The organism is Rubripirellula tenax, from assembly GCF_007860125.1.
Classification (GTDB): domain Bacteria; phylum Planctomycetota; class Planctomycetia; order Pirellulales; family Pirellulaceae; genus Rubripirellula; species Rubripirellula tenax.
Genome location: NZ_SJPW01000005.1, coordinates 703420 through 725294, shown reverse-complemented (window position 1 = coordinate 725294; position 21875 = coordinate 703420). Strand labels below are relative to the sequence as shown.

10 protein-coding genes are annotated in these 21875 nt (G+C 56.6%); 4 read left to right on the top strand and 6 right to left on the bottom strand.

What is annotated here, in order from left to right:
- From Poly51_RS21020 to Poly51_RS21010, 3 genes are all read right to left on the bottom strand, one after another.
- Nucleotides 1–3436 (bottom strand): LamG-like jellyroll fold domain-containing protein (locus tag Poly51_RS21020; RefSeq protein WP_146459747.1); only part of this gene is annotated, 3436 nt, incomplete at its 3' end.
- An 872-nt stretch (nucleotides 3437–4308) separates the two neighbouring features.
- Nucleotides 4309–5019, bottom strand: coding sequence for a PEP-CTERM sorting domain-containing protein (locus Poly51_RS21015; protein WP_186775700.1), 711 nt, complete (start codon nucleotides 5017–5019; stop codon nucleotides 4309–4311).
- 230 nt (nucleotides 5020–5249) lie between these two features.
- On the bottom strand, nucleotides 5250–6290 hold the full coding sequence (locus Poly51_RS21010) for an exonuclease domain-containing protein (protein ID WP_146459743.1): 1041 nt from the start codon (nucleotides 6288–6290) through the stop codon (nucleotides 5250–5252).
- 378 nt (nucleotides 6291–6668) lie between these two features.
- Here Poly51_RS21010 and Poly51_RS21005 point away from each other — a divergent pair, with 378 nt between their 5' ends.
- Nucleotides 6669–12248: a cadherin domain-containing protein gene (locus Poly51_RS21005; RefSeq protein WP_146459742.1), complete on the top strand. Its 5580-nt coding sequence runs from the start codon at nucleotides 6669–6671 to the stop codon at nucleotides 12246–12248.
- A 129-nt stretch (nucleotides 12249–12377) separates the two neighbouring features.
- On the opposite strand, the gene Poly51_RS21000 is transcribed toward Poly51_RS21005, so the two are convergent.
- Nucleotides 12378–12710: a HesB/IscA family protein gene (locus Poly51_RS21000; protein ID WP_145167490.1), complete on the bottom strand. Its 333-nt coding sequence runs from the start codon at nucleotides 12708–12710 to the stop codon at nucleotides 12378–12380.
- Between the two features lie 346 nt (nucleotides 12711–13056).
- Here Poly51_RS21000 and Poly51_RS20995 point away from each other — a divergent pair, with 346 nt between their 5' ends.
- Both Poly51_RS20995 and Poly51_RS20990 read left to right on the top strand, forming a co-directional pair.
- Nucleotides 13057–14115: a rhomboid family intramembrane serine protease gene (locus Poly51_RS20995; RefSeq protein WP_146459740.1), complete on the top strand. Its 1059-nt coding sequence runs from the start codon at nucleotides 13057–13059 to the stop codon at nucleotides 14113–14115.
- A gap of 7 nt (nucleotides 14116–14122) precedes the next feature.
- A complete protein-coding gene (locus tag Poly51_RS20990) occupies nucleotides 14123–15523 on the top strand; it encodes an MATE family efflux transporter (RefSeq protein ID WP_146459739.1) in 1401 nt (466 codons plus the stop codon).
- Nucleotides 15524–15583: 60 nt separating this feature from the next.
- Here Poly51_RS20990 and Poly51_RS20985 read toward each other — a convergent pair whose 3' ends face one another.
- Nucleotides 15584–16786, bottom strand: a complete 1203-nt coding sequence (locus tag Poly51_RS20985; RefSeq protein ID WP_246114657.1) for a S1C family serine protease — start codon at nucleotides 16784–16786, stop codon at nucleotides 15584–15586.
- 232 nt (nucleotides 16787–17018) lie between these two features.
- Nucleotides 17019–17432 (bottom strand): TraR/DksA family transcriptional regulator, encoded by a 414-nt coding sequence (locus tag Poly51_RS20980; RefSeq protein WP_146459737.1) that lies wholly within the window; start codon nucleotides 17430–17432, stop codon nucleotides 17019–17021.
- A gap of 619 nt (nucleotides 17433–18051) precedes the next feature.
- Here Poly51_RS20980 and Poly51_RS20975 point away from each other — a divergent pair.
- Nucleotides 18052–21765: an FHA domain-containing protein gene (locus Poly51_RS20975; RefSeq protein ID WP_186775699.1), complete on the top strand. Its 3714-nt coding sequence runs from the start codon at nucleotides 18052–18054 to the stop codon at nucleotides 21763–21765.
- Nucleotides 21766–21875 lie beyond the last annotated feature (110 nt).

The following is a 21875-nucleotide window of genomic DNA, read 5'->3' as shown; positions in this document are numbered from 1 at the left end:
GGTGTCCGCCCGAGTTCACGGTGACGGCCGAGCCGATCGATCCGGTGCCGCCCAGGGTGGCACTTGAGTCCACGGTGTAGACGCCGCCACCGGTGTGCGTGCCGTCGATTCGCAGGGTGCCACCGGCTACGGTGGTTGTGCCGGTGTGGGTCAGGTTGCCGCTGAAGACTTGAGTGCTGGTGCCGGTCTTTTCAATGTTGACCAATCCGGTGATGGAACCGGTGTAGTCCGCCGATCCGGAATCGCTCCTGAGTTGAACTGTGCCCGCCGGATTGTTTGTGGGATCGCTTGAAATGATCGTTCCCGAACCAGCGATGCTGCCGATCTGGTGCGCGAGCACGCTGTCGTCTCCGCGGGCGTTCAGATTCCAAGTGCCCTGGATTTCCGCATGGTTGTTCGGCGCGTTGACCATGTTCCCGGCGAACGCAGCAATCGAGGCGTCGGATTGAATGAACAGGTCGCCACGCACGACATTCGATCGACCTTCAAGCGTGCCCTCTTCGACAAAGAAGTTCCCAACCAACGAGCCCGGCTTTCCAAAGCTGAGCGCGCCACTGCCGCGTTTGGTGAAGTCGCCGGTACCCGTGATGCTGTCGGAGAGCACGATGTAGCCCTCACCCACGACACCGATCGATGCGTTGCCGTCAAGAACAACGGTGTCACCATTCAGCCGCGTGTGTTCACTCGATCCGCCCTCAGAATAAACGGCACCCAATCCGTCGACTCCATCGCCGCTGATGGTGACTCGTTCCTTGCTGAGCCAAACACCCGGCAGAAGCTGGAGCGTCGCGCCGTTTTCGACGATGGTGCCGTTGTCATCGTACGTTGCGGCGGTGGCGGTGCCGGTGTAGACGACGTTGCCACTCGAATCAAACTCGGCACCCTTTTCCGTACCGTTGTTGCCCAGCCCCTTCGCATGCACCAATTCAAGTCGCGATCCGGCTTGGACAAGCGTGACGCCGTCGTAGTAATTGGCCTTGCCGTTACTGATGACCGGTGACTGCGAACTGCCGACGTTGCCTTCGGCGTTTACGCCGATGACCAGCTTCTGGTTGGTGTTGTTGACGAACGTCGAGTTGGAAAGGGGAATCGGGTTGTTGCCATCCGGCGCTGCTGTGCTGAAGTCGGAATCTCGCCAGTTCTCGAAATACTTTTGGCCCAATCGAATGTAAGACTCTTCCGGAAGGTCCCCAGCGGCCAGTTCGCTGGTCAGGGTGATATCAACATTATTTCCGTTGACGTAAACCGCCGACCAGTTGACGCCGACGGGAGTGCCACCCTTCAATTCAAGTTCGATCGTGCTGTTCCCTGGAGAACCGCCGCTGGAGTACCACGTCAGAAGCGGCCCATTGACGATGTTGCCACCGCTGGCCGTGATCGTGGTGTTGTTGCCCACGTCAAAACCAGATGTGGTGTTGTAGGCGAACGAGTTGGTGATGGAGACATCGCCGGCGGTGGCGACCGTTGCGAAGCCCGTTCGCATGCCATCGACGACCACGTTTTCGATTGTAAAGTCAGTGCCGCCATACGTTCGAACGCCGCCTTCCGAACCAGAAAGTTGGATGTTGTCTTGGATGGGATATCCCCACCACGTATGACCGTACTCTTGATACTCAGGCCGATCGATCACGTTTTGCGACGGAAAAAGCTCTCCGGTGATCGTGCTGTTCTTCAGTGTCGTATTGGTCACCTCGGTGCCGGTGAAAAAACCGTGACCGAACGTCTTCATGGTCAGATTCAAGTGGTTGACGACGGCATTGGTCGCATCGTCAACGTTCAACCCCGCAGCCTTGCGGTGACCGAGGTAGGGCTGTTGACCTTGCGAAGATCCTTTGCCAAACGCATCGCTGAGTCCGTAGTATTCCGTATGCGATCCTCTGGCGACAACCGTTGCACCGTCGATCGTGTTGTCGTCGCCCGTCAACTTGACGTACTGAGTTCCCCAGTCGGCGTAGCGCTGTGCCGTCGGATCGGTGTCCAGAGCAATGTCTTCGCCGATCAGTGTCAAGCCAGTCAGCAGGTTGTTGCTGCCACCAAGAATGACGAGGTGAACGCCACTGCCGTGTCCCAAACCGCGTCCGAAGCCAGCGAACTCGCGGGTGTCGGCCCTGATTGTCGTCCCGGTCAAGTCGAAGGTATTCCCGTCGCCAAGAAATTCCATGAACTTCGGTTCGATCGCTCCGGCCGATGTGTCCAGGTGATCGCCGTTGATCCAATAGGTGCCAGGTGTCACAACGCCCGTCACCGGGTGCGGGTCGCCGCCGGTCGTGCTCAATGTCACCGTGGCGTTGTTGACCAATTTGGCTAATGCACGCAGTTCCGCCAAACTATTTGCCGTGCCGTCGTTGGGAAGCAGGATGCCAAACGTACCGCTGGTGACACTCCCCAAACCATCGTTCACAACAAACGAAAAAGTGTCTGCGATCGATGCGCCGTTGTGATCATAGGTCACAACATGGTTGTCAATGTCGGCCTGCGTAAAGGTGCCATAGGCGCCCAGCGCCGTACCGCCCCGAAACAGCGTCCCGCCTTCGGGAAGACTCGTGACCGTGTACGTCAACTCCGACGCGGATTGTTCGGCATCGGTCGCTTGCAAGTTTGCCGACGTGATAACGGTTGTCGCGTTGTCGGTTGCGGCCAACGTGTGGTTGGTCACCAACACTTCTTCCGTGTTCGGTGACGTGGTGGTCGTGTACAGGTCCAACACTTCGGCCGCGGTCAGCGCGGTGTCGTAAATGCGGACGTCGTCCAACCGACCGTCATAGCCTTCGCTGCCATTGGTGTGCGAACCGAGCACAAAGGACGTGATGCCAGACATCGCCTTCGTCTTTCCGGTCCCCGAAGCCCATGACACACCATCAAGATAGATGTTCATTTCGCCGGTGGTCGCGTTCTTGGTAAACGCCCAATGATGCCAGGAATTTTTATGAATCAGCGGGTCGGTAATCGCATTGTTGATTCGGTCGTACCCCGAATCGTTCCCGGCGTCCCAGTAGACCCGACTGTTGCTGAACGACATGTGGACATTGAAGGCTCGACCTCCCGACGAATTGACTCCGTAAAGAATACTGTCGTTGGTCGGTTGGGTGTCACCGCCGTAGACCCAAAATGCGAACGTCACCTGTTGATCGATGGTATCAAACGTGGCGGCCGGAACAGCGATATTCCCATCGGCATTGAACTCGATGGCGCCACCCAGTTGTCCATCCGCCCACACGCCGCCGGTGACCGTGCCGTGGTTGGCATTTCCCGAAACATCGGATGCCACCACGCCGGCGGTTTCATCAAGCGGGTACCAAGCCACCGCAGTCATTACGACTCGCGACTCAAGCGTCTCGAACAAACGCAGTCGACGCCGCTTGGCAGTGCCGCGACGTTGTTGTGATTTTGGTGGACGAGACAATAAATCCGAAGCCCAGCGGTAGGGTTGGGGCATTGGTTTTCCGATGAGAGTCTGGCTTGAATAGACGTTGAACTGACAAGTGCGCGACGCGAACCCACATGACCTTTTTCGGGACGGCCACGCAGCCTGATCACATCTCGCTTCCCAGTGATTCGACTTGCTTTCCCAACTTGGATGGTAAATATGAAGGGACGTTGCCGAATCGCTATCCCCAATACAGTACACGCCTTTGTTGGACAGAGGAATCGAAAACGCCAATCCAGTCGAGCGGCAAGGCTGGTTTCGCCCCAAAAAATTGCTGGCATTCGAAGCCAATTTCTCGAGACGAGAGAGGTCGGCCGGCCCAACCGAAGCATCCTGCGCGACGCAATTCGTTAACGACGAATGGAGCGATGGAAGCTAGGGCTCCGTCAATATTAAGACGTGGGGTAGGCATCCTGCCTGCCAATGCACAGATATTGGAAATCGCAGGCTGGAAGCCTGTTTATACCCCACAAGTCTGCTGTTCATTTTCCGGGCCGAAGGCCCAGCATTTTACCTAGCCCAGCCCGCAGGGCTGGGTGACGGGAATACGTAACTATCGGAGGGCCAACGGCCCGGCAGTTTAACCATCCATCGCAAACTGCCGGGCCTTTGGCCCTGGGCGGCGTATTGGTCCGATCGTTTCCCAGGCCGATGGCCTGGGCTAGGCAAACCAATGGCCCGTTGGGCCGGAAAACCGTGAGCCAAATCGCTTGCACGAGTTGTGGGGTATAAAGAGGCATCCTGCCTGCCAATGCGCAGATATTGGAAATCGCAGGCTGGAAGCCTACGCCACGTTTTAATATTGTCAGAGCACTAGAAGCGATTGAACAGGGATGATCATTCTTCGATCGAATGCATCACGCCATGTGTTGGAAAATGGCCTACGCGACTTTTCCGTTTCGGCGACGTAGCCCAAAAACCCCTAAACCAATCGCACTGAAGATCACAATCGATGACGGTTCGGGAACGGTGCCGACCGAACTGGTCGTGATCTGAACATTGTCGACGCCAAGGTTGAAAAAGCCTAGATTGTCGCTCTGTGCGAATCGCAACTGGAACGTACCACCGCCACCGACAAGGGCAGTGATGTCGAACGTGTACGACGTGTAGGGTTGGGTGGGGAAGCCGTCGATACCGGTGTAGAAGTTAAACAACACGCCTGCTCCGGTGTCCAAGGCCGCTGCGGTACCGGTGAGAATATCAACGCGAGCGTGTTGGTTGGGGTTACCGGTATGATCGAGACCAGCCGGATCGACGATGGCTGTGGATTCCGTCTGAACAAACATGTCGAACGTCAGTTCAGCAGTCGATATCGGACCCGCAACTGTGAATGACTGTAGCAGGGCGTGTGTGCCCGGCCCATTTTGGCTGGTTACGGCATAGAAACTTCCCGACGACGGTCCGGCGGTTGGGAAGTTCCCGCTGTTTCCGGGAGTGACTCCCGATATCACATCGATCGAACCACTGCCGGCGTCCACGGTGGTCCAGCCGGTGAGATCCCCTGTCTCAAATCCGCCGTTGGTGAGCAGCACACCTGCGCCGGCATGGCTTGAAAGGCCAATCATGGCCACCAAAAAAGCAACAAATTTCATCGTTCTCACTTCACTCATGATGCATTGAAGGTCGTCCTTGTGTTGAGCTCCGTCGTTCGGGGGGAAGATAACGCCTCGCACTCTTCAATGCAATCAAATTGAATCCGAATAGGCCGATTTTCCGAATCCTAACGCTTCAGCTTCATCAGCCCCTGATATTCAAGTGAAATTGGACCGATTTGGGTTCACGGATGATCACCGCTGGTCGTTTCATATTGGCCATCCTCGAATCACGTCCGCGTTGGTGAAATCACAAACTCTAAGAATTCGGTTTCGGTTACTGTGCGGATGGAGTTCGCGTTGGCTACGGGGTGTGGATCCGTCGAGGATTCGGTTTGGCCCTGGATCCACAGATCCGTCGTTTCATCGAGCCCTGCTTGGCACTCGCCACCCAATCGCGTCGCCAACAATTCGGCTTCTTCGCGAGTCATACTGTCTAGCCGGCCGGTCAAGACGAACCGCTGGCCGGCAAGCGGACGGATGAATTCGGCGCGAACCATCATGCGTTGAATATCGATCGGCGCCGCGGTGGCAGTTGCGTATTGGGCCGACGGATCGGCAACCGATGCGCCGTTGTCTTGACCGGGATACAGGAACGGGACGCCGACTGCGGATGACGGCGGATCGGCGCGGCGCGTGATTGCAGATGCTGCGCGGGGTCGCCTGCGCGATGCTGATCCGGCGCGAGGGCCGCGGTATCCCCATTCGCCCGCCCGGCCTCGGTTCAGGTTCAAGCGTTTCTCGAGATCGGTCAGCGATGTGGCTTCGCGGTCGATGCCGGCTGCCATCATGATCTTGGCGCAGGCAATCGAATCTTCCAGTGCGTCGTGATGGCGGAATCGAATCCCCAGCCATTCGGCCAATGGCTTGAGCCCGAATCGAGGTCGGTGCGGCCATGTCCGGCGAGCCACCGCCCGGGTACACGTGAACGACAAATCGGGCACCGGATGATCGACTTGTTGAAGGCACGCGATCATCACGCCGATGTCAAAGCTGGCGTTATGGGCGACCAAGCAGTCATCGCCCAGTTTGGCGGCGATGTCGGGCCAATGGTCGCCGAAAACGCTCTCGCCGCGGACCTGGGCGGGAGTGATTCCGTGGATCTCGATGTTTCCGCGGCTGAAATACAGCGGTTCGGGGCGGATCATCCACATGGCCTGATCGACGATCCGGCCACCCCGGACCACAACAGCGGCCAATTGGCAAGCACTGTCGCGGCGGCGGTTAGCGGTTTCGAAGTCGATCGCCGTGAAGTCAGCAGAGAATTCCATCGCCCAGGCCGTGGTTGTAAAAGAGGCATTTCCCCGTCTTCGTTACGGGCGTCTTCGCCGTGTTATTTAAACAGGAACCGATCGAGGCACGCTTTGCGTTTTTGGGGTAAGAAATGCGAAATGCCGCCGCTGAGTGGCTCTTTTGAGTTGTTCTGGAGGGTCGTCAGACTTATCCTAGGGCGTTGCGAGGATCTGGGCAAATTCCGGCGGTCACGCCATCGTTGGTCCTGAATCCTTGCATTCCTGTCAGAAACGATTTCGTCACCGAGTATAGCTTTTTGTCGGCCCCACGATTGTGCGGGCCGTGTCATTTTTGCTCGGGTTGCGTGATCCAACGGGTTGTCCTTCCTTATACCACTGTTGCTGCGAGTTCTTGCCATGTCCAAGTCGTACGTATCGAAGTCCTCGCGTCGCATTGGCGCCGCCAAACAGGTTCGCGAACGTCGACGACGACGGATGCTTGAAACGCTAGAGCCCCGATGCTTGCTCGCTTCCCTTGGTGGCGAAGTGTTTCTTGACACCGACGGCAATGGCGTCCGTGGTGATGCAGAAGTCGGTGCGGCAGACGTTCGCGTCTACGTCGATGCCAACGACAACGCCAAGTTCGAAATCGGCGAATTGTTCACGACGACCGACGAGAACGGCCAGTACCAATTCGAAAGCCTGCGGCCCGGCGACCGCAACATTCGCATCGTGGCCGACGCGGCAGATCAAACTAGCCCTCGCATGTATCTGGGCACCGGATACCTGACGACCTTCGACGGCGAAGGCCTCGCGCCGACTCAACTGTTTGAAATGAGCGAGAGTGGTGACGTGTTGACGATCGGCACACCGTCGACCACGCGCATGCACGGACTGGTGCGAACGAACGAGGGCATGCTTGTCGGCATCAACGCTGCAAACGATGCGATCTATTCGATCGATCCGATGACGGGCCAAGAATCGTTGTTGGCCGAGACGGGCAAAGAAACGGTTGCCGGTTTGGCTTACGATGCTGGAACCGACACGATCTATACCTTGATTCGCGAATCGGGTGCGCTGCGTTTGAAGACCGTAGACGCGGAAACGGGAGTCTTGCGGACACCCGTCGCTTCGACCGTTTCACTTCGTGGGATGGGCGGTGGTAGCACGTTCTATGACATCGACACGGCCACGAAAACGGCCACCGAAGTTACTCGCGGAACCGGATCGCCGTTCGCCAGCACACTTGACGTTCGCAGCGACGGCGTGATCTTTGGGCTGCAAGGAAACGACATCAAACAGTTTGCCTTTGACGACGCGGGGTCTTCTGGTGTGACGGTCTCGACGCTGTCAACATCGATCAACGCGATCAGCTTCGGTGCCGACGACAACCTGTTCGGTGTCAGTTCGCCATCGACTTTCCACAGCATCGACCTAGCGACCGGTGTCGTCGATGCCGGGATTCCCATTCAATACCAAGGGCGAACAATCTCGGGAATTCAAGGCTTCGATATCGGTCCCGACGGGACGCACTACATGGTCGACCCATCGCACCTTTACACGTTCGACCCCCAGACGGGCATTGCCAACCGGGCACCGAACCGCGGTTTTCCATCATCGCCGATCTTCACTTCGTTGACGGTGGCAAATGACGGTTCGCTGTTCGCATCTTTCTTCAGTTCGACAGTTCAAATCGGTTCGGTCGATCCCGTCACGGGCAGGGCGACCGACCTGGGCATCATCGGTGGCAGCACGTCGTACTACCCTTCGTTGGTCGCGACTGGCATTCCATCCGACGGTGCCGCGACGATCGATTTGGCCAACGTCAGTGACTTGACCTTTGACACGGTTGGCAACCGGATTGTCGGATTCGATAACAACAGCGATCAATTTTTCCAGTTCGATACTGACGGCATTGGCACGATTCTTGGCACGGCATCACGACCGTTGGATAGTTGGTCACTGTCGTTCAACGGCGCCGACTTTGTCATGTTTGATCAGGGTGACCCCGATCGTACCGCCGTGATCAAGGTCAATCCCGACACCGGGCTGATCAGTGAAGGCTTCGACGCGTCGATGCGAACCCCGGCCGAGTCGCTGTTTTATGCGACGCGAGGGAACAATGCGCATCGGATAAGCGTAGGTGATGTCGACTTGGTTTCGATGGACTTTGGCATCACCCGCATCAAGCCGGTCGCCGACGTCGAAACGGACTACCCGATCGTGATTAGCGAATTGCTGCTGGATCCACTTTTCGGTGATGCGAACCAGCAACAAGTGGTCGAACTTCGTGGACTTCCCGGCGGCGTCTTGCCGTCAAACACCTACTTGGTTGTTGTCGAGGAAAACAATCAGAACCCTGGTCGCATTGAATCAATCTTTGATTTGAGCAACCAACCCCTCGGTGCGAACGGCTATCTCGTACTGGCACAAAATGACAGTCCTCATCAGATCAATGCGAACAGCGCAGTCTTGCGCAGCACCGGCGATGGTTTTTCCGGATTGCCCGGCGACATTTTCTCGACCATCGATACGTTCTTTCCTCGGATTGGCGGCATCTTTGCTGCTTCCAGCGGATTCTTTTTAGTCAATTCAGAGACTGTACCTGTCGTGGGTCTCGATATTGACGCCGATGATGACGGGCTTGCCGATGTCGACGGGCTAAAATCCAATTGGACGATCCTGGATTCGGTTTCTGCACATCAGTTCGTTGGCAGTGGCGATCAAGCGTACGGCCAAATCCTGTTAGCGAACAATTCGGGATACGATCCCGACGTGATGATCACCGAAGAAGGCACGCCCGTGGTGCTCTCCAACGGCAGTGGCTACCTCGCCCGCGTCGGCGAATCGGTCGGTAGCAGTCCCGACGACTGGATCCACGGCTCGGCTGTCGATTTGGGCAGTGACACGAGCGGCCCTTTGCTCGAACTGTACGATTTTGGTCCGAACCTGCCCGAATCCATGTTTTTCTTGGAACGGTCGCTGGATCACTTCGGTGAAGCCAATTTCGTTGGCGGTGTTCGTGGAACGATTCTGCAGAATTCACCCATCGATCCGGCGAACCCCGACGCAACAATCCTGCCACCTTCTGCGGCGGTCGGGTACACCGTGCTGGCGGACGAGAACGGCAATGGTGTTCAAGATACTTTCGACATCAGTGCCGATCCCAACGTCATCGTCAACCAAATTTTGCTGGACGTCGGGTTTAACCCAGGCTTCGTGCTGCCGACGATTCCACTGACGCACGCGTTTCCAGGATTGACCATTTCGACGGCAGGTGACGACAACGAACCGATCAATTTTGAAGTTCAAGCTGTCCGCGAACGGAACTCGTTCATCACCAGCAGCAACTTCGTCTACTCACACGTGGGTATCGGTTTCTTCAACGAGGGCCGCAAGTTGCGGTTTGAATTTGACCGTCCGGCCAGCGAAGTATCAATCGTTGCGATAGGTCCGCAGAACGGTACGGAAGCTACCTATGGAGTTTTGGAAGCCTATAATTCCAAAGATGAGCTGATCGGTGAAATTACCAGCAGTCCGTTGCTGGGTGCGAATCGCCAAACGTTAACGCTGGACGTTGACGACATTGCCTATGCGATCGCGTATGGCAATGAAACCATTGCGGGTGCCAGTCCCTTCGCAAGGTTAGACGGATTCGCATACAAGCAATCCGAAGCAACCGCCATCACGGACGAGAACGGCAAGTACGAAATCAAACGTCTGCACCCGGGCGAGTACGACATCCGGATTCAATCCGATCCGGACAACCCGCTGCTGGCAATTTCCAGTCAACGTATCGTGATCGACAAGTATGAAAACTTCGTTGTCGGCACAGCGGTCCAGCCCAATACCGTTCCCATTGTTCAAGACGACTACCAATTCGCCAGTGACGAAAACGCACCGATCGGTACATCGTTGGGCGTGATCGTTGCCGAGGAATTGGACGATCAAGTGTTGGCGTTCTCGATCGTTGGCGACAACCCGTTCGGTTTGGTTCTTGATCCGTCCACGGGTGAGTTGTTCGTCGGTCCGGATACCGTCTTGGATTTCGAATCCGGCGAAACGATCTCGATGTCGGTCGGCATCAGCGACCCCTTCGTGACGCTCTTTGTTCCCGTCACGATCACGCTATCGGATGTGAATGAATCGCCGGTTGTCGATCCGGCCGTCTTTATTGTCGCTGAAGGCACGGCGTCGGGGACCAGCCTGGGTCAAATCACGGCTTCCGACCCCGACACCGCTCAATCGCAAAATATCAGCTTCGCGATCGTTGGCGGTGACCAACCGGAAGCGTTTACGATTGATCCGGTGTCTGGCCTGTTTACCTTGGTCGACGCAAGCGTGATCGATTTCGAGCTCGCTAGAGAGTTGGTCGTGATCGTGCGGATCAGCGATGATGCGGATCCCGCACTGACGACCGATTACGAACAGGTTATTCGCGTGCTCGACCAGAACGACCCGCCATCGGTCGCGACGACGGAACTTTTGATCGACGAAAACCCGACGATGCGTCTTGTCGGACAACTGCAGGCGTCGGACCCTGACACAGAGCAAACGCACACGTTCCAACTGCTCGGCGGAACGGGCGCCGAGCTATTCTTCGTGCGGCCAAGCGGCGAAGTGATTCTCCGTGAAGGTGCAACGCTCGATTTTGAAATGGGGGCCACGTACACGCTTCGTGTGCGTACCATCGACAGCGGCGCACCGCCGCTCGCAGCGGAAGGCACCGTCACGGTGACCATCAATGACGTCGAAGAACTGCCGGTCCTATCCACAACTTCGGCGTCGGTTTCGGAAGCCGCCGTCGCCGGCGATCTGGTCGCAACACTGACGTCGTCGGATCCCGATGGATCAACCTTCGAGACGACGATTGCATTGCTTGACGGATTCGATTCCGCCAACTTTACGTTCGATCCAGCGACTGGCCAGTTGTTGATCGCCGATGGAGCGTCTTTGGACTTTGAAACCGATCCGGTACAAACCGTCACATTGCGAGTTGCCACGACGGGAACCGACTCTTTCCAAGACGTCACGTTCCGAATCGAATTGATCGACGCCAACGACACGCCGATCATCACGACCGAGCGAATCGTGTTGTCCGAATTGGCCGCACCGGGAACGATCGTCGGCCGCGTTGAAATTCGCGTCCTCGACCCCGACGTAGGTGACACGGCAACGCTAGAAATCGTCGGTGGCAACGCGGCATCGCTATTCGTGTTGGACGGGGCGACCGGCATTCTGAGAGTCGCCGAGGGCGCCACCTTTGATGCGGATGTCGCATCGGATCCGTTGATGTTGGAGGTCCGAGTGACGGATGCGGCGGGACTTTTCAGCACCAAGGCGATCAACATGGTCTTGAATAACGTCAATGAACCGCCGCAGTTCACAATCGATGCGCCCGCGTCAACAACGCTGCAGAGCGGATCGTTCTACGAATTTGTGATGCCCGAAAACGCGGTTTTTGATCCCGAAGGTCGAGAGTTCTTCGTTTCGGTCTTTGACCAAAGTGGCCAGCTCCCCGCTTGGCTGCGTTTCGATCCCGTCACCCGTACGTTGTCGGGTACCGCGACGCCGGGTTCGGTCGGTACCTACAATATGACACTGCGGGCGTTCGAACGAGGTCCTTTGGATCTACGCAGCGACCTGACGTTTGACTTAACGGTCGAACGGGGAACCGAGCAGTTGACCAACCGACGAAACCGGTTGGACGTTGACGCTAACGACGCGGTTTCGCCGATCGACGCGTTGCGAATCATCAACTTCATCCGACGCAACGGCAGCGGCGTATCGGTCAACGTTCCTCGATTGTTCAGCGGTTTTGTTGACACGTCCGGTGATGGATTTGTTACCGCGCTGGATGCCCTGTTGGTCGTCAACGGGCTGACGCAGATCAGTTCATCGGTGGGGAATGAGCAAATCAGTTTGCCCACGGACGATCGTGACGACGTCAATGACGAGGCGCTCGCTGATTACCTGATCGAATCGTCGCTGTTCTAAGCAACGATCCACCGTCAGTTCAACGAAAAAAGCCGGCCGCGGTGACACGGTCGGCTTTTCTTATGTTGATGCTCGTCGCCAGCTCGGTAACGATCGTGTCGACCTACAGCTGTCAATCGACGAGAGTCTCTATGCCTGGAACGAGCTTCCGCAACCGCAGCTCTTGACCGCGTTGGGGTTCTCAAACGTGAAGCCTTGTTTTTCGAGGCTCTCGTACCAATCGACGGTTGTGCCGTCCAAGTACAACGCACTCTTCTTGTCGACGACGACGGCAACGCCGTGGTGATCGTATTTGGTGTCGACCTTGTCGTCGAAGCTGTCGTCGAAGTTCAGCGTGTAGCTGAATCCGCTGCAACCGCCGGCTGCGATGCCGATTCGAAGCACCATGTCGTCGCCGAAGTTGTGTTCTTTTTGGAACCGCTTGACTTCTTCGGCGGCTCGTTCGGTTAGTTTGACTGCCATCTTTCGATTCAACCCTTCGTCGTGGACGATATTGGTGAAGGTTTTGTTTTGGGAAAGTGGATCGCGATAGGCGATTCACCGCTTCGCCTACATGATATTCAGCTTGACCACTTCGCGGCAAGCGCAAGCGACGCACTCGCCCCCCACCCAGGCAAGAAAATGACGTTTTTACGAAGGTTTTTGCCGATCTGCGGCTCCGACAACGCGGATTTTTTCAGTGCCGCCGCTCCGAAGAGCCATCCTTGGGCAGGTGGGCGTGTCAAAATTGGCGATTCGGCGTACAACGTGGGTTGAGCCATGGCGCTCATGTTGACCTCGTTTCTCCCGCCTTCCCGACCACGATTTCATGCGGCGAATTGGCTCTTTCACCAACGAATCGACAGTTCGGCAATTCGTCGAATACCTCTATACCCGGTCCATTGATGCCAAAATCATCGATTCGGGTGCCGAAGGTGATGAGCGAAAGTGGGATCTTTGGATTCGCGATGAGGCGGATTTAGAGTCGGCCCGAGCCGCGCTGGCAGATTTCGAGACCGATCCCAACGCCGAGCGGTTCAAGTCCAGCGACCTGGCTGAACAGATGCGTGACGAACGAATCGATCGCGAGCGTGCTCGATTCGCTGCCGAGCGAGACGAAGTCGTCCGCGAAACGTCACCGTACCCCAAGCCAGCCAAGCCAACTCAGCCACCCCAACGCGGTGAGAGCGACGAATCGTTACTGGCCGATGTTGCCCGTCAACAATCCATCCCGATCACGATCGCGATCATCGCAATTTCGGTCATTGTCAGCTTCACGACCAATTTCGGCAAACCTCGCGGTTCGGCCCGGCGCGGCGAAGTGACGTTGGAACAGCGAGTCTATAGCGAGTTGTCTTTCGTTGACCGGGACGAGTTTGCAAAGTCGGGCCGAAATCCGTTCGCATCGATCGAGCAGGGTCAGGTGTGGCGGTTGTTCACGCCTTTATTGTTGCATGGCGACGAGTTCCACCTGGCATTCAACATGCTTTGGATCTTTTTTCTAGGCAGTGCGATCGAACGATTGCACGGTTCGATCTTCTTTGCGGTTTTGATCATCGTCACGCAAACGGCGGGCATGATGTTGCAGGTTGCGATTCCGCCGCTTGATTGGATACCGGCAACATTACACGGATCGCCCTTCGCCATCGGCGCTTCGGGTGCCGTCTATGGGTTGTTTGGTTTTCTTTGGATTCGGCCACTGCTCGATGACTCGTACCCGATCAATCTTGATCCGATGAATGTTGTGTTGATGCTCGGTTGGTTGATCGCGTGCATGATTCCGCTGATTCCTGGCGTCGCCAATGGTGCGCACTTGGGCGGTTTGATCGGTGGCGTCGTGGCGGCGGTGCTGAGTTATGGAGTGATGGGCCGATTCGCAAAGCGATGAACCGACCATGAATCCAAGCCATGCATCCGACGATTCATCGGGCGGTGTTTCGTTCTATACCGCGATCATGGAAGTTCTGCGGATCGCAATGCCATTGTTGATCAGCACGGGAACGTTCTCGTTGGTGCTGTTCGCTGATCGAACGTTCTTGCTAAGCTATGACGGCGCGTCGATGAGCGCGTCGATGGCCAGCGGCAATCTGTTCTGGGTGCTGGTGTGTTTGCCGGTGGGCATTGCATCGATGACTGGCGCGATCATTGGCCAATATGTCGGCGCCGGGCAACAGGATCGGATCGGCCGATTTCTTTGGCAATCGGTGTGGATCTCGCTGGCGTTCACTCCGCTGTTTGCACTCATCGCTTGGCATGCGCCGTGGTTGTTTCGGGTAACGGGCCAACCCGAATCGCTTGTCTCCCTCGAATCGACGTACCTACGATGGTTGATGATCGGTGCGGTGGGGCATGTTCTGGAAACGGCACTGAGCGGTTTCTTTAGCGGGATCGAGCGGACGTCCGTCATCATGTGGGTTTCCCTCGCCTCGGGGCTGACGAACGTCGTCTTGGATTTGGTTCTTATCTTTGGTGTTGGTCCCGTTGGCGATTGGCAGTTGCCGGCGATGGGGATCGCCGGTGCAGCGATCGGCAGCACGATCGCGTTTTGGTTCAAAGCGATCGTCTACGTTGTGCTGCTGCTTCGTTCAAAACACCAGTTGCGTTATCGTTTGATTGACGGCTTCGGGTTCGACTGGCCGATGACTCGCAACCTGATCTATTTTGGCTTGCCGACGGGGTTGATGTATTTGACCGAGGCTGGCGGATTCACCGTGATGGTGCTTCGGATCGGATCGCTCGGCGACATTCCGCTGCGTGCGACAACGATGGCGATCAACTTCAATATGGTCGCTTTCATCCCGTTGATTGGCGTCTCGATCGCTTCATCGGTGTTGATGGGGCGACACTTGATCGAAAGTGGGCCACGCCGTGCAACACAAAGTGTATACGCGGCACTTGCGATCGGGCTGATTTACAGCACGATTTGGATGGCCGGTTACTTGGTGGTTCCCGACGTGATGATGTCGCTTTATGAACGCAGTGTCAGCGACGCTGGATCGGTCGAAGCGATCCGATTGGCTCGAGGCCTACTGAAGTATGTCGCCGTCTATGTCGTGCTCGACGCGATCCAGTTGATCTTGGCCGGCGCCCTGCGGGGCGCAGGCGACACATGGTTCGTTTTGTTCGGCGGCGTCGTGGTGTCGGCGCTGGTGCTGGTGATCGGCTTTGTTTGGGAACCGGCCGACGATGGACTGCATTGGTGGTGGACCATGATCGCACTCTGGATCTGGTTGCTCGCGACAAGCATGACGGCTCGCTTCGCGTACGGTAAGTGGAAGACGATGCGAATGGTGTAGCGGTTTGGCTGCCTTTGAAATTCGAGGTTCGATGCCTTCGATTTCATCGCTGAGCAAGACTCATTGCAGGTCCGTCAGGCTGACTTCCGTTCGATAACGCTTGCCGCTGCGATAAATGATCATCGGCGTTCGTTTTCCGATCGGCGTAAGGCCGACCTGAGCAACCAAGTGATCGTCGCTTTCGACTTGGCGACCATCGAATTCCACGATGATGTCTCCGCGTTGCAGATTGGCAACTTCCGCCGGCGATCCCGTCCGAACGTTCTTGACCAAAGCGCCGCTGGCTAGGAAGTCGTATCCGGCTGAGATCAAATCGGCGGTCGTGAAATCGGGGTCCAAGGTGACTCCCAGATATCCTCGCTTGAGACGTCCGTTGGTTGCCAGCTGCTCTGCCACGGCAACCGCCATGTTGATTGGGATCGCGAACCCGATACCCTCGCTGCCGCCGCTGCTGCTGGCGATGGCGGTATTGAGTCCGACGACTTCCCCTCGCAAGTTCAACAGGGGACCGCCGCTGTTGCCCGGGTTGATCGCCGCATCGGTTTGGAAGAAGTCTTGAAGCTCAATCTTTTGCGTACCGAGGGACAGATCACGACGTCCTTTCGCGCTGAGGATACCGAACGTGACCGAATGACTTAGCCCGAACGGACTTCCGATCGCAATCACAAAATCGCCAATCTCGATCGACTCGCTGTTGCCGACTCTGGCGGCCGGCAAGTCCGGCACGTCGATCCGCATGACCGCGACATCCGTGCTGGCGTCGGAGACGACCTTGTTGGGATAAAATTCACGACCGTCGCTGGCCCGCAACAGTATCTCGCGAGGGCTTGCGCCCTGGATGACGTGACGATTCGTCAAAACCCATGATTCACCCGAGGCCGTGGTGATGATCACACCGCTACCGGCTTCGTCATAGGATTGACGCGAAACGCCGGCTCCTTCGGTCTTGTGAGCCTCGATGTGAATCACGCTCGGCTTGACCAGTTGCGAAACGCGACGAACCAAGTGACCGAGTCGATCGAACGTATTGAACTCTTCGGCAAGTTCGTTGAACAACCGTTCTCGCTGTGAATCGATCGAGATTGATGACGGCCCTTCGGGATCGAGTGACAGTCGTCGAACGCTGACAGATTTTCCGTCTTGTTGATCAAGCGCTGGGAAGGGCGACTGCGCATCGGCTGTCAACGACGCAAGCATCGCTGTCGCGCAAAGTGCCTTCGCGCCGTGGCAGCGAAACAGTTTAAGAAGCAAAGTTTGAACCATGGAGCCGTCGATCAGCAAAACGAGAGGGGGCCGGGGGGAGGCGCTGTGCAATCATAGGTATCGTCCGTCCGACGGGACCAGCTTTCCGCAAGCTTGCGATGGCATCCCTGCGCGCGCCATTTGTAAAAATCCGTACTAACGGCGCATTAAAAAACGACCGAACAATTGTTCGGCCGTCTTGGCGTTTGGTGATGCTTAACGAACCGTCGAATCGGTCGTGTCGGTTGCACGACTAGACCGAGTCGACCTCGGCGTTATCAAACACGCGATTCCACAAAACGGACGAACCGCCACCGGTGCGTGTTTCGGCCTTTCGCCGGCAATCAATACAATCGGTTGCATAGGGAATCGCACGCAGTCGGGTGATGGGAATTGGTTTTCCACAACCTTCGCAGTTGCCAAAGCAGTCGGCGTCAAAGCGAGCGATCGCATCGTTAATCGCGCCGAGTTCACGGCTTTCCGCTTCGATCAACTGACTGTTCAGCTCATCTTGAACGGTGTCGGCTGCTGCATCCAGGACATCGCCTGTTTTTTCTTGGTGCAGTTCGCGAAGCAGGCTGAGGTCGCCTTCGAGAGCGCGATGGAGCGCGTCGCGACGGCGAACGAGTTGGTCGCGGAGTTTCTTGATCGAGTCATTTCTAGTCATCGCATCACCTCACTGTTGGAAAAGAAGGCCGCCGCGATCAGGCTTGGGGTGGGGGTCACTGTTGGTATGTCCGACTTCTGTCCTCGTCAAAACACCGGATCCACCGAAGGTGGGCACATGTTCAGTGTCTTGGCGAGATCCGAGGACGGCATGCATTCATCGGGCAGTACGTAGCTAGACCAAACTTGGTTTCAAACTTTCGCAAGCCCGCATCATCCTTGTGCCCTCGGACCGCTCAATGATACGAAGGCCGTCAACGATTCCACCAACTTGTAGCAAGAATCATTAAGAAACTGGTCTCCCAGCGTGCGTAAGTTGCCGATTACAAAGGCTTTGCGGCGAAAAATTCGAAGTCGGGGTTCGCATTCGGACATTGCGAGCGGCCGGACATTTACGCGATATCGAGGCCAATGCGGCTCTGCAGGGGTGTTGAATTGGCACCCAAAGTGGCTAATTCTGGTCTGGGGGCGATGGTAAAAACGGTGTAGTCGGTCCAGTTTGACTCACCCGACGGATCGAGACGTCCGAAAAAGAGACGGGGTAGGGATGCGCCGATCGCTTCACAGCGTCGCGTCTCCCTCCATAGAGGAATTTGTTCGACTAGGAAGGGATGGTTACGGTGAGCACGGAACACGCCAACGAATCGCCGCTATTTGCTGGACTCGACGGGACTGCCGACGCTTTTTTCGCGTTGCCCTCGTTTTCGGGCGGATCGCCAGCCGAATCATCGAGCGCGTCCGATTCGGCCGTCAAGTCGCTCGACACCGATCACCATGTCGCCAGTTCGTGGAACGGCGCCAGCGACTCGGTCACCGAGCAGACCAAGATTGATTCGATCGAGTTTCGAGTCATCCTTCCCGGTTCGCCGGTGCGTCGACTGCGTTTGACCGGCAATCGCTACACCTTTGGCAGCGCCGAGGGTTGTTCGATCCGGCTCAACGATGATGCGCTGCGTCCGATGCATGCGGTGCTGATTCGCGATCGTGCTCGCGTGTTGGTTCGCGCGTATTCGGTCCCCATCGAAGTCAACGGAACACGTACAACCGAAGCCGCGTTGTCGGTCGGCGATGTGCTGCGACTGGGCACCTATCAGTTCGAATTGATTTCGATCAGCACCGGTGTGTCGCAACAGCCCGGCGAACGTGCGATGGACGAAACAACGGATCGACTCGCTGAGTTGCGGAAAAACGTTTTTGGCGATCAACCAATCGCCAACCCGACTCCTGTCGCACGATCATCATCGCGTGCCGAATTGCCGGCAGCCGAGGATTTGATTTGGCGCGAACGTCTTCGTCGCGAAGTCGACCAATGGCGCGAACGTCAATCCGAATGCGACCAACGCGAACAACGTTGCGACCAACGCGAAACTCACTTGCGGGGTCGCGAAACGGAACTGTGGAGTCGCGCCGAAAATCTGTATCGACGCGAATCCCGGTTGCAGTCGCAAGAGTCATCCGTGTTGCAACTGCACGACGAGTACGTCAAGCGCCAGCAAGACTTGATGGACCTTCGTAAGCAGACTCAAACACACCAAGACGAACTCGATCAACGCGAAGCTGAATTTCGTCGTCAGGAACTCGAGTATCGCGGGAAGTTAGAAGTAGCGTCGCGACAGTTACAGCAGTCGCAACATCAAGCCGAGTCGGCGACTCAGGCCGTGGCGAAGATGCGTGAACAGTTCGAGTCGCTCAATCGCCAGATCGATGAACTGTCGTCCCAGCAAAACCAGTTGTCCGATCACGAAGAACGACAACGAGACGAACACCGCCAACTGCGTGACGATCTTGAATCGCAACGCGACGAAGCGATCGACGCGCATTCGAAGTCCGAAGCCCTGCGAGCGCTGGCCGAAGCACGCATCGAAGAGATGGAATCGCAACTGGAATCGCTGCGATCCGATTCCGGCGAACATCATCGCGCCGAATTGGAAGCCAGCGAGAACCAGATCACGGAACTACGCGAGCTCGTCGCCAACTTGCAATCGACGGTCGCCGAGGCAAGCGAGGAATCGGCGCGTTTGCGTCGCGACTACGAAGAAGCGTGCCACTCGGTTCGCCAACTCGAAGGTTTGGTCGCGGACAGCAGTCAACGTGGGGATGCGGATCGCGAGAGTTGGATCGTCGAAGCCGACGAACTTCGCGCCGCGATCGATCAGTTGTCTTTGGAGTTGGCTCGCGCCAACGGCGAAGTCTCGCGATTGAGCGATGACAATGAAGCCATGTCGCGGCGATTGAGTGTCGTGCAGACCGAGCGTGATGAAGCCCAGTCGCGGCCCACTCACGACGCATTCGACAGCCTTCGACACGAGCTCGAATCGGCCAACGCCAAGTTGACCGAAATGAAAAGCGAGTATGAAAAGACGCTCGACCGCTTGGCTGACTTCGAACAACAAATGGTCGAAGAGCGACAACGTGCCGTCGAAGCAAAAGCGGCTGAAAACGACGCGTTGCCAATGATCTCTGCGATCGGTGTCGGATTGATCGGACAAGCGTCGTTGGTTGTTGATGAACATGTGGAAGACGACCGTGATGATGAAATCCAAAACTCGTTGGTCGATCTGAGCGGGATCAATGCCGCCGACGTTGATGTCGATTCGCCGGAAAACGTGGAATCGAAACACGTTGAATCGGACGAGCCGTCAAACGAAATCAGTAGCGTCGCCAACGATGACGACGAAGACGAGGTTTGGCCGACGTACCAAATCGCCGATCCCGTCGAGAATAGCTTCGACAATGACACTGCCAGCGACGCGCCGCATTGGGACCATGCACCCGAGTCGATCGTCCATTCGGACGCCGAGTCGGCAGACGATTCATCGGTTGGATCTGTGGAAGACGAGTCGCTTGAACTCCAAAGCGATAGCGACGTGGACGACAGCGCGTCTTCGTGGCAACCGTCACAATCCCGGACCGAAAGCTCTGAAGAAGCGGTCGCGGAAGAGACGCCAGAACAGAACTTCGCCGACCTTTCGGCTGACGATCCACCGTTGCTCGATGAGAACGACCTCAGCAACAGCGACCTCAGTAACCACGACCTCAGTGACAACGGCGCTGGGCAGTCTGTTGCTGATGAACCTGAGATGACCAACCCTTGGGCGAATGCTTGGTCGGATGAGTCCCAACTTGCGGACGGCCCCGCGCTAGAAGATGAAAGTCATCGTGAGTCGCCGATCGATGCCGATGCATCGTCCGAGATGTCGGCAGACGATGCATCGAACGACGATCAGGAATCGCCCTTCGGCGGATCTTTGGCCAGCATGTTGATCCAGGACTTGGAAGCCGAATCGGAAATCATCCGTGACGACGATCGGTCCAGCGAAGACCAACATTCCGTCGAGGGCACGTTTGCAACGTCGTCGGAAGAGTCTGAGACACCGGAAGTTTGGAACCAAGCCGACGAAAGTCCGAGTTGGGATCGCGAATACTCCGAAGAGTCGGATGTCGAGGAACCATCGTCGTCGGTCCTAGATGACGATGTCTACGAAGATACTTACCATCGAACGGAAATGGTCTTTGACCGCTTTGCCGATCGCGATGATGATGACGACGTCGAGGAAAGCGACGTCGACCAAATGTCGGGCATGCTGACCGATTCGGTTGAACCAGAAGTCGAACAGGAATCTGAACAAGACGTTCAACAAGAATCTGAGTTATCTGAATTAATCGATGAACAGCACGACCTTGAAGAGCATGCCGATGAACCGGTGATGGAGGCGTCCGTCGATGCCGCCACGCAAGACTCGGATGTGACGGTCAGCGCCAGCGATGACGACGACGATTCCATCGAAGCCTACATGAACCGATTGCTCAATCGCGTTCAGGGGAGCCCGGCGACGGACGAGACCGCCAAGCCCGAGACGATTTCGTTGTCGACGTCTACGTCTATGTCTACGTCAGCATCCGTTTCCGCTTCGGTTCTAAGGACGGGCGAGTCGACGTCCGACGCGATGGCGAATTCGGAGACGATGGATCCCGACGCGCCGTTGGTCCCACGATCGAAGGCACCGGAACGAAACAACGACCTAACGGCAATGCGCAAGCTCGCCAACGATAGTGCCCGTGGCGCGATCAGCCGCAGCAGTCGTTTGCAGACTCGGAACATTCAAATCGCCGGCGTCTGCAACTTGGCGGTGGCTGCGGTGTCGGTCATTGCCGCACTGCTTTCGACAATGATGCTGGATGGAATGCTGCTTTATGTCGCTTGGGTCATGGCGCTGATCATCGCCGGGATTTCGGTTCGTGACGCCATGGGGAACTTTGCCGAGGCGAAACGGCGGATGAAGTTGGCCGACGTGGAAGATGCTCAATTAGAAGCCATGTCGGAAACCGAGTGATTTTTGCATCCAGACCATCTGGATTACGATCGACGCTCGATCGTGCATAATGGGGGGATCGTCAATTCATTTTGGCGATACCTAGCTTTGACGGTTCGCTTGACGGCTGC

Coding starts and splice junctions, on each gene's coding strand:
- Poly51_RS21010 (WP_146459743.1), bottom strand. CDS start 6,290: ATGGAATTCTCTGCTGACTTCACGGCGATCGACTTCGAAACCGCTAAC.
- Poly51_RS21005 (WP_146459742.1), top strand. CDS start 6,669: ATGTCCAAGTCGTACGTATCGAAGTCCTCGCGTCGCATTGGCGCCGCC.
- Poly51_RS21000 (WP_145167490.1), bottom strand. CDS start 12,710: ATGGCAGTCAAACTAACCGAACGAGCCGCCGAAGAAGTCAAGCGGTTC.
- Poly51_RS21015 (WP_186775700.1), bottom strand. CDS start 5,019: ATGAAATTTGTTGCTTTTTTGGTGGCCATGATTGGCCTTTCAAGCCAT.
- Poly51_RS20995 (WP_146459740.1), top strand. CDS start 13,057: ATGCGGCGAATTGGCTCTTTCACCAACGAATCGACAGTTCGGCAATTC.
- Poly51_RS20980 (WP_146459737.1), bottom strand. CDS start 17,432: ATGACTAGAAATGACTCGATCAAGAAACTCCGCGACCAACTCGTTCGC.
- Poly51_RS20985 (WP_246114657.1), bottom strand. CDS start 16,786: ATGGTTCAAACTTTGCTTCTTAAACTGTTTCGCTGCCACGGCGCGAAG.
- Poly51_RS20990 (WP_146459739.1), top strand. CDS start 14,123: ATGAATCCAAGCCATGCATCCGACGATTCATCGGGCGGTGTTTCGTTC.